This window comes from Microbacterium sp. (assembly GCF_049661145.1).
GTDB lineage: Bacteria > Actinomycetota > Actinomycetes > Actinomycetales > Microbacteriaceae > Microbacterium.
Genome location: NZ_JBASZT010000227.1, coordinates 1 through 9443 on the forward strand (window position 1 = coordinate 1; position 9443 = coordinate 9443).

The 9443-nt window shown below is 69.1% G+C and carries 9 protein-coding genes; 4 read left to right on the top strand and 5 right to left on the bottom strand.

The window, feature by feature from the left end; genetic code table 11:
• The 3 genes from WBP48_RS09645 to WBP48_RS09655 all read right to left on the bottom strand — a co-directional run.
• The coding region (locus WBP48_RS09645) for a YgfZ/GcvT domain-containing protein (protein WP_424439526.1) at positions 1–1090 on the bottom strand (1090 nt) is incomplete at its 3' end.
• Positions 1091–1097: 7 nt separating this feature from the next.
• A complete protein-coding gene (locus WBP48_RS09650; RefSeq protein ID WP_424439529.1) occupies positions 1098–1703 on the bottom strand; it encodes an FABP family protein in 606 nt (201 codons plus the stop codon).
• A 303-nt stretch (positions 1704–2006) separates the two neighbouring features.
• Entirely contained in the window at positions 2007–2294 is a 288-nt protein-coding gene (locus WBP48_RS09655) for a hypothetical protein (RefSeq protein ID WP_424439532.1), read from the bottom strand.
• Positions 2295–2434: 140 nt separating this feature from the next.
• Here WBP48_RS09655 and WBP48_RS09660 point away from each other — a divergent pair, with 140 nt between their 5' ends.
• From WBP48_RS09660 to WBP48_RS09675, 4 genes are read left to right on the top strand one after another with little or no spacing between them, the layout of a single operon-like run.
• Entirely contained in the window at positions 2435–3133 is a 699-nt protein-coding gene (locus WBP48_RS09660; RefSeq protein WP_424439535.1) for a response regulator transcription factor, read from the top strand.
• 56 nt (positions 3134–3189) lie between these two features.
• Complete coding sequence (locus WBP48_RS09665) at positions 3190–5358, top strand: RNA degradosome polyphosphate kinase (RefSeq protein ID WP_424439538.1); 2169 nt, start codon at positions 3190–3192, stop codon at positions 5356–5358.
• Positions 5355–6293, top strand: coding sequence for an NUDIX hydrolase (locus tag WBP48_RS09670; RefSeq protein WP_424439541.1), 939 nt, complete (start codon positions 5355–5357; stop codon positions 6291–6293). The genes WBP48_RS09665 and WBP48_RS09670 overlap by 4 nt, the downstream gene beginning before the upstream one ends.
• Positions 6293–6805, top strand: coding sequence for a chemotaxis protein CheY (locus WBP48_RS09675; RefSeq protein WP_424439544.1), 513 nt, complete (start codon positions 6293–6295; stop codon positions 6803–6805). Before WBP48_RS09670 ends, WBP48_RS09675 begins: the two co-directional genes overlap by 1 nt.
• A 12-nt stretch (positions 6806–6817) precedes the next feature.
• Here the strand turns inward: WBP48_RS09675 and WBP48_RS09680 are convergent, their stop codons facing one another.
• A complete protein-coding gene (locus tag WBP48_RS09680) occupies positions 6818–8119 on the bottom strand; it encodes a M1 family metallopeptidase (RefSeq protein WP_424439547.1) in 1302 nt (433 codons plus the stop codon).
• Positions 8116–9443, bottom strand: a 1328-nt coding sequence (locus tag WBP48_RS09685; RefSeq protein ID WP_424439550.1) for a Pls/PosA family non-ribosomal peptide synthetase, incomplete at its 5' end; no start/stop codon positions are given. The genes WBP48_RS09680 and WBP48_RS09685, both read right to left, overlap by 4 nt.

Genomic DNA, 9443 nt, shown 5'->3' on the forward strand with positions numbered 1-9443 from the left:
GCTGCTCCGTGCGGCGGCCCAGGCGCGGCATTCGCGGCACCGACGCCACGCGCCCGGCATCCGGCGGCACGATGACCTCCTGCGCCGCGGCGATGCGGGCATCGTCGACCGCGACGGTCAGCTGAGCGTCGATCGGCACGGCACGCTTGAGCAGCGCCAGCGCGATCGGCCCCTCCTCGTAGTGGCGCGCAACGGAAGTGACCGTGCCCACCACGTCGTCGCCGCTGAACACGTCAGCGCCAGGCGCGGGCGACTGCGCCTCACTGCCGTCCAGCTGCAGAAACGCCAGCCTGCGAGGAGGATGCCCCAGGTTGTGCACTTTGGCGACGGTCTCCTGGCCGCGGTAGCAGCCCTTGTCCAGGTGCACCGCGGTGCGCAACCAGTCCGCCTCGTGCGGCAGCAGGCGGCCGTCCGCGCCCTCGGCGACGGCACGGGGGCGCCACGCGGCGATCCGTAGTGCGTCGGCCGCGATCCGGCCCGCAAGGATCCGATCGCCGGATGCCGCAGCACCCACGATCCGCGCGAACTCCGCATCGTCGACGACGGCTTCGACCCAATCACGGCCCGCGCCGGGGTGCGGGTCGGCGGCAGCGTAGCCCCAGCCGCCGACAGCGACGCCCGGCCACGGGTCACGCCATACGGCGAGCGCCGACAGCGCCGCGACGGCGTCGGCGGTGCCGCCGACCACGTGCGTCCCACCGGAGAGATCCTGCACCTCCACCCGCAGCCGGAACCGCATCCGGTTCAACCACGCGAACAGGGTCGCCGCACGCTCCCCATCGACGATGAGCCACGCGCGCTCGCCGTCGTCGACGATCGCGGCGGCGTGCTCGACGTGGCCCTGCGGGTCAAGCACGAGCAACTCGGTACTCTCACCCGGCGGCAGCGTCGCCACGGCCTGCGACGTGATCGAGTCCAGCCACGACAGCCGGTCGGGACCGTCGACGGCGAGCACGGTGCGATCGCCGAGCGGCGCGAGGGCGCGCCCCGCGGCGAGGTCGCGCTGTTCGCGCAACGGCGCACCGAGGTGAGCGAGGCCCCGGTCGTCGACGACGGCACCCGGGATGGCACGCTGGAACTCGACCGTCATCGTGCGCTCACTCGGCACGTGCCAGCCGTGCGGACGCGTGCGAGGCGAGCTCACCACCGAGAGCGGCGATATCCCACGCCCACAGCAGGTGCCCGTCGACATAGCCGTACATGCGGGTGGCAGCCGTGTAGGCCTTCGCGCTGGCGGGACGGACGACGGCATCGGTTGCGAGATCGATGCGGGGGCCGCGCACCTGACCGAGATAGAGCTCACTGATGCCGTCGGAGTGGACGATCGCCACTTCAAGTTCGAACCCTCCCTCGGCACCTCGCAGCATCTCGACATCGTCGACCGTACGGGGCGAGGAGCGGACGACGGATGCCGGGAGCAACCCGGGCCCGGCATCCGCTGCTTCGGCGGGCCGGGCAAGACGCCAATAGCCGGTCTCGGCGACGAGGGATGTGCGGCCGCCGGCCTCGCCGAGCAGCCACGCACTCGCGGCGTAGTTGACGAAGTCGCCGCCGTCGTGGCTGAAGCTGACGCGATGGGCGAACTCGCCGCGGAACGAGGTGCCCTCGGCCTCGTAGGCGATGACGCCGGTGCCCTCCCACACGCCGAGCAACCACGACAGCGGAACGATGTCCGCCGGAAGGTCGGTAGGAAGATCGATCACGTGATCAGCCTATTCAGGGGCGCTGCCGCGCCATGGGGCAAGAAAACCTGCCCACGGTGGCGGGACCTTCGCATCAGCGCTGGCCGCGATAGAGGTTCTTGATCACGACACCTGAGACGAACACGATGGCGACCGAGGCGAGCGCGAGCAACCCGACGAAGAAGAGTTCGAGTGCGACGAGGTCCATGGGTCCACTCTACCCGTCCCGCGCTCACGGAGGGGAGCACACTTCGCATCGTTTTTCAGCGGCGCTGCCGCGCCGCGGGGGCGAGGAAATCTGCCCAGCGAGCCGAGACCTTCGGGTCAACCGAAGAGGCTGACGAGACCGAGGCCCAGACCGAAGAACCCCATGACGACCAGTGCTCCCAGGACGCTCGCGGAGACGCGACGCAGGAATCCCTCGGGATGACCGACGAAGAGCTGGATGACGAAAGCGAGGATGAGACAGCCCGCGAACCCGACCGACATCCACGCCGCCCACCAGTCGTCCGGGGCGACGATGCCGATGACGACCGAGATCACCGCGGCGGCGGCCCAGACGGCGATGATGCCGCCGAATCCGGCGCGCGGGGCGAGCCCAGGAACGGTCATGGCATGTATTCTCGCGCACTCGTGGGCCCCCGCGCGCATCCGGCGCGAATCGCCTCCGCGCGTCGATTGGGCGGCGAGCTTCTAGTCGAGGTTCTAGTATTGGGTCACACGGCGCGGTCGTCCGCGCCCGAAGGGACCGCATGGCTCAGCTTCTCGTCTTGAGTTCCGCCGCAGGCGGAGCGGCGGTCCTGCCCGCACTCGAGTTGCTCAGCCACCGAGTGCGGCAGATCCCCGCCGAACCCGCCCAACTCGTGAACGCCCCCAGTGCGGATGTCATCTTCGTGGACGCCCGCACCGATCTCGTGGGCGCGAAATCCTTGTGCAAGATCCTCAACACGACCGGGCTCGACGCCCCGCTCGTGCTCGTGGTCACCGAGGGTGGACTGACGGCGGTGTCGACGGACTGGGGCGTCGACGACGTCATTCTTGTCGGAGCAGGACCTGCGGAAGTCGACGCGCGCATTCGACTGGCAGTGGGTCGGCAGAGTGCGGAACAGGTCTCCAGCCGCATCCAGACCTCCGGCATCACGATCGACGAGTCCTCTTATTCGGCGAAGGTGCACGGTCGGGCGCTGGACCTCACCTACAAGGAGTTCCAGCTGCTCCATTTCTTCGCGACGCATCCGTCCCGCGTGTTCACGCGTGAGCAACTGCTGAGCGAGGTGTGGGGTTACGACTACTTCGGCGGCACTCGCACCGTGGACGTGCACGTGAGGCGACTGCGCGCCAAGCTCGGCGACCTCGAGCAGCTGATCGGAACCGTGCGCAACGTGGGCTACCGGTTCAACGTCTATGACGACGACCAGACCTCGACCTCCCACGAGCGCTCCCGCGCCTGAGCGCCGATACGTGCGTGGTTAACGCGCCGGTCACCTCGTCCTGACATGATGAAGAGATGATCGACAGCGACGTTCTGGACACGGGACTCGGCGACGCCGACGACGACGACTTCGACGAGTCCGTCGAAATCGAAGACTCGCAGTTGCCCGACCATCGATACATGGACCGCGAGCTCAGTTGGCTCGCGTTCAACCAACGCGTGCTGGAACTGGCGGAGGATCCTACGCTGCCAGTGCTGGAGCGGGCGAATTTCCTCGCGATCTTCGCAAGCAACCTCGATGAGTTCTTCATGGTGCGCGTCGCCGGCCTCAAGCGCCGGATCGTCACCGGCCTGGCCGTACCCACGAATGTGGGCCGCGCGCCGCAGGATGTCCTCTCCGACATCTCGCAGGAGGCCCATGCCCTGCAGGTGCGGCACACGCGGGCATGGCTGGATCTCGTCAAGCCCGCCCTCGCCGACGCCGGTGTCGAGGTGATGTCGTGGGACGATCTGTCCGACGAGGAGCGCGACGATCTCTACGACTACTTTCAGACCCAGGTGTTCCCGGTCCTCATGCCGCTCGCGGTGGACCCCGCGCATCCCTTCCCCTACATCTCAGGGCTTTCGCTGAATCTCGCGATCCGCATCCGCAATGCGAAGACGGGGCGCCAGGAGTTCGCGCGTCTGAAAGTGCCTCCGATGCTGCCGCGGTTCGTCTCCGTGCGTGGGGATGCCGGCAGGACGCGCTACCTGCCGCTGGAGCAGCTCATCGCCAACCACCTGGGCGACCTCTTCCCCGGGATGGAGATCCTCGAACACCACGCATTCCGCCTCACCCGCAACGAGGACATGGTGATCGAGGAGGACGAGACCGAGAATCTCATCCAGGCGCTGGAGGCCGAACTCCTGCGCCGCCGGTTCGGTCCCCCCATCCGCCTCGAAGTTACCGAGCAGATGGACGAGGTCACCCTGGATCTGCTCATCTCGGAGCTCGACATCACCGAGCAGGAGGTCTACCGCCTTCCCGGACCGCTCGACATGCGTGGCCTGTTCGACCTCGCCAAGATCGACCGCCCAGAGCTGCACTACCCCGCGCATGTGCCCATCACCGCAACGGCATTCCAGCCCGCCGAGCAGAACGGCCGCGCCGACCTGTTCGCCGCGATCCGTAAGGGCGACGTGCTCGTGCACCACCCCTACGAGTCGTTCACGACGAGCGTCGTCAGCTTCCTCGAGCAGGCGGCGCGCGATCGGCATGTGCTGGCCATCAAGCAGACGCTCTACCGCACGTCGGGTGACAGCCCCATCATCCAGGCCCTCATCGATGCCGCCGAGCGCGGCAAGCAGGTCCTTGTGCTCGTGGAGGTCAAGGCACGCTTCGACGAGGCCGCGAACATCGTCTGGGCGCGAAAGCTCGAGAAGGCGGGCGTCCACGTCGTGTACGGCCTGGTGGGACTGAAGACCCACTGCAAGCTGCTTCATGTCATCCGCGAGGAGGACGGGATGCTGCGCAGCTACAGCCATATCGGCACCGGCAACTACAACCCCAAGACCAGCCGCCTGTACGAGGACTTCGGGCTGTTCACCACCGACCCGCAGGTCGGCCGCGACCTCACACGACTGTTCAACGAGCTGAGCGGCTATGCGATCGAGAAGAAGTTCAAGCGCCTGCTCGTGGCGCCGCTGCACCTGCGCAAGGGGTTGCTGCGGCTCATCGAGAAGGAGCGGGAGAACGCACTGGCGGGACGGCCCGCGCAGATCCGCATCAAGGTGAACTCGATGGTCGATGAGCAGATCATCGACGCCCTGTACCGGGCGAGCCACGCCGGTGTGCGCGTGGACGTGTGGGTGCGCGGGATCTGCTCGCTGAGGCTGGGAATGGCGGGCGTCACCGACAACATCACGGTGCGCTCGATCCTCGGCCGGTATCTCGAGCACTCGCGCATCTTCGCGTTCCACAATGACGGCGATCCGCAGGTGTACATCGGCAGCGCCGACATGATGCACCGGAACCTCGACCGCCGCGTCGAGGCGCTCGTGCGCGTCGTCGCCCCCGCCCACGTGAAGGAGCTCGTGGACCTCTTCGACTTCGCGATGAGCGACACGACCAGTTCATGGCACCTCCAGGCTTCCGGCGAATGGGTCCGCCACAGCGTCGATGAGAGCGGCAAGCCTCTCATCGACCTCCAGGACCGCACCATGACGCAGATACAGCGGCGGCGACGTGCGCGGGCGGTGCGATGACCGACACCGCCGTCTACGCTGCCGGCGGCGTGCTGTGGCGCCTGGTGGAGGGCAAACTCAGGATCCTCCTCATCCACCGCACCGCCTACGCCGACGTCACGCTCCCGAAAGGCAAAGTCGACCCGGGTGAGATGCTCGCGGAAACCGCTGTCCGCGAGATCTTCGAGGAGACCGGCATTCGTGTCGCCCTCGGCATCCCGGTGGGAGTCTCTCGCTATCGCATGCCGAAGGGCCGGCAGAAGATCGTCCACTACTGGGCGGCCGAGGTGACGGATGCCCAGATCCGCGCGTCCGCGTTCGTGCCGAACAAGGAGATCGCGGCGCTGGAGTGGGTTTCGCCACGCAGGGCACTCGGGTATCTCTCGTATCCGGTCGACGTCGAGATCATCGAGCAGTTCGTGCGCTACGTCGACGACGGCGTGCTGTCGACGTTCCCGATCATCGCGCTGCGGCACGCCAAAGCGGTGCCCCGCGAGGAGTGGCATGGAGAGGATGCCGCCCGCCCGCTCACCAGCCGCGGGGCGAAGCAAGCCGCCGCGATCGCGGGGCCGCTGCGGGCGTTCGGCGTGCGCAAGCTCATCTCCAGCGACGCCGTACGGTGCGTCGCGACCCTTGCGCCGCTGGCTGCGGCGCTCGGCAAACAGGTAAACCGCACTCCCGCGATCAGCCAGGACGCCTGGGAGGCGGGTACGGGCGACGTGCGAGCCGTCGTCGGCAAGCGGGTGCGCTCCGGCAAGCCCGCGGTGCTGTGCAGTCACGGGCCGGTGCTTCCCGGCATCCTGCGGGAAATGGCGCTGGCGACCGGCACGATGCAGGGATCGTATCTCGGCAGCGCCTCGACGCTGGAGACCGCCGGGTTCTCCGTCGCGCACCTGTCGGCAACCAACCCGGGGTCCGGGATCGTGGCGATCGAGACGCACGAGCCGAAGATCTAGTGCGGGAGCTGCGTCTCGCGTGGGCGCCGTGTCCACCGGAACGGATCGCCCGCCGCGCCATCGCCTGGGACCTGGTGCGGGGCCTGCTCGCCGAGGCGGGCCACGCGGATGCCGAGCTGTCGAACCCCTGCGCGCGGTGCGGCAGTCCGCACGGGCCGGTGCGTATCGCGGGGGCGCCGTGGCTCGCGTCGGTGAGCTACGCGGGCGGCATCGCCGTCGCGGCGATTCTTCCGGCGACGGTGGCGGCGTTCGGGATGGATGCCGAGCCGCTCGTCGATCCCGTCCGCGACAGCGCGGGTCCCGTGCCCGGCGGGCTGCTGCACTGGGTGCGCATCGAAGCGGCGGTGAAAGCGGACGGCCGTGGCCTGCGGGTGAACCCGGAAGAGGTCGTCGTCGCCGAGACAGCCGGAGGCGGCTGGCAGGCGCGGCTGCCCGGAACGGCGACCGTGTACTCGGGCCGCGAGGTCACCGGGCCGCCAGGCGTACTCGTCGCCGTGGCGGTGGGTGGCTGATCCGCGCGAGGGTCAGCGCGCTGCCGGCGACGGGAGCGGCGGGAGCAGCGGCTGATCCAGCCAAGCCGTGAACAGCGCGTCCAGGTCGGCGTCCGCGACGCGCGATGCCAGCGCACGGAAGTCCTCGCCGGACGCGAGGGTGTGGCGGTATGTGGCCGTCCAGTCGACCAGGGTGCGGGCGAAGGAGGCGTCGCCGACGGCGCAGCGCAGGGCGAACAGCGTGAGCGCGCCCCGCTTGTAGACGCGGTCGTCGAACATGAGATCGGGGCCCGGGTCGCCCAGCAAGAGATCCTCGGGTAGCGCACGCAGCCGGGCGTGGTGCTTCGCCGCCTTCTCCGCGACGGTGGGACCGCCGGAGGCTTCCGACCACACCCACTCGGCGTAGCACGCGAAGCCCTCGTTGAGCCAGATGTCGCTCCAGCGCCCGATGCCGACGCTGTTGCCGAACCATTGGTGCGCGAGCTCGTGCGCGATCAGGCGCTGCTCGTGCGGCGCGAGGTGATTGACGCCGAAGACCGCCAGACCCTGCGCCTCGAGCGGGATCTCCAGTTCGTCGGGAGTGACGACGATGGTGCAGTCCTCCTGCGGATACGGGCCGAAGTCCCGCTCGAAGACCGCGAGCATGCGGGGCACGTCGGCGAAGGCCCCCTGGACCTGGCCGCGCAGCGCGGGAGGCGCGAACACCCGCACGCGGTCGTCGCCCGCGAGCGGTCGCTGTTCGTATCGGCCGACGTGCACCGCGGCCAGGTACGTCGCCACCGGCACGTCGGACTGCGCCGTCACCGTCACCCGGCCGCCCGCCGCGGTCCGCGAAACGGGTCGTCCCGTCGGGACGGAGACGTACCCGGCATCCGTCGTCACTTCGATGCGCATGCGGGCGCGGTCGTCGGGACGGTCGTTGCAGGGGAACCACGTCGGCGCGCCGGTCGGCTGCGAGGCGACCAGGGCGCCGTCCTCGAGCTCCTCCCACCCGATCGCGCCCCACCGTGAGCGCCTGGGCGACGGCGAACCGGCATAGACGATCTCGATCGAGAACCGCTCCCCCGGCGCCATGCGGTGGGGCAGGCTCACCCGGAGCTTGCGCGGACCCTGCGCGAATCGCGTGCGACGGTCGCCGTCCACACGTAGGCGCGTCGCGCGCAGTCCGATGAGGTCGAGGCTGACAGCCGAGACGGCCACGGCCGCGACGGCGTTGATGACCACACGACCCTCGAGGCGATTGTTGCGCACGCGGTACTGCAACCGCAGGTCGTAGGACTCGACGTCGAAGCTCAGGTCGCCGCTCTCAGGCGCATAGGGGTCGCGGACCGTCACGATGTCGACTGGTAGGCGCGCACCTTGACGGCACGCCACGGGCCGATGGGATTTCCGCTCCAGCGCGATCCGACCGGGACGGATTCACCGCGCATGACAAGGGATGCCGGTCCTACCGTCGCGTGCGCGCCGATCGAGGCGGCCGGGAGGATGACACTGTGGGGACCGAGGGTGGCCCCCGGTTCGAGTTCGACGGTGTCCATGCTCATGATTCGATCATGGAACAGGTGCGTCTGCACAACGCAGCCGCGGTTGACGGTGGAACCCTCGCCGAGCGTGACGAGGTCCGGCTCGGGGAGCCAGTAGCTGTCGCACCACACGCCGCGGCCGATCCTTGCCCCGAGCGACCGCAGCCAGACCGCGAGGGCCGGCGTCCCGGCGGCGGCACGGGCGAACCAGGGAGCTGCGACCATTTCGGTGAAGGTGTCGGAGACCTCGGTGCGCCACACGAAACTCGACCACAACGGGTGCTCGCCGGCGCGGATCGGCCCGACGATCAGCCATTTCGCAAGGGTCGACACCCCCGCAGCGATGGCACCGGCGACCAAGAGGACGACGCCGGACAACAGAATCGCCCAGACCAGTCCCAGCGTCCCGATCAGCCCCGCGAGCGTGAAGAGCACGAGAAGTCCCATCGCGCACGTGACCACGACCGGCACGAGGCGGCACAACTCCCACAGGGCGCGCGCGAGCTTGAGGTGAGCCGGGGGTCGATAGGTTCGCGACTCGTCGCCTTCCGCCGACAGCCGGCGCAGCCGCACAGCCGGCGATCCGAGCCACGAAGAGCCGGGCTTGGCTTTCGCCGGAGCCGACGACAGCACGGCGACCAGGCCGTCGCGGGGCACACGATGTCCGGGAGCGGCCATGCCCGAGTTGCCGAGGAAGGCACGCTTGCCGATGCGGACTTCGCCCAGACGCATCCATCCGCCGTGCAGCTCATAGGAGGCGACCATCGTGTCGTCGGCGAGGAAGGCGCCGTCTTCGATGCGCGTCAGCGACGGCAGCAGGAGGACGGTGGATGCCTCCACATCGCGGCCGACGCGCGCGCCCAGCATGCGCAGCCACACCGGAGTGAAAAGACTCGAGTACAGCGGAAAGAGGATCGTGCGTGCCGAGTCGAGCAGGCGCTCGACCGTCCACGCCTGCCAGCCGACGCGACTGCGCACCGGATGGATGCCCTCCGTGAGCCCGGTCGACAGCAGGCGCACCGCGATCACGACGGCGCCGGCGAAGACGACCCCGGTGACGAGTACGCCCGGCACGAGCCACGCGAACGCTCCCGCGAGCGCCTGCCCGAGCGTCGTCGCCCCGGCCATGCCACGGG

Coding starts and splice junctions, on each gene's coding strand:
- WBP48_RS09655 (WP_424439532.1), bottom strand. CDS start 2,294: ATGACCGTTCCTGGGCTCGCCCCGCGCGCCGGATTCGGCGGCATCATC.
- WBP48_RS09660 (WP_424439535.1), top strand. CDS start 2,435: ATGGCTCAGCTTCTCGTCTTGAGTTCCGCCGCAGGCGGAGCGGCGGTC.
- WBP48_RS09665 (WP_424439538.1), top strand. CDS start 3,190: ATGATCGACAGCGACGTTCTGGACACGGGACTCGGCGACGCCGACGAC.
- WBP48_RS09670 (WP_424439541.1), top strand. CDS start 5,355: ATGACCGACACCGCCGTCTACGCTGCCGGCGGCGTGCTGTGGCGCCTG.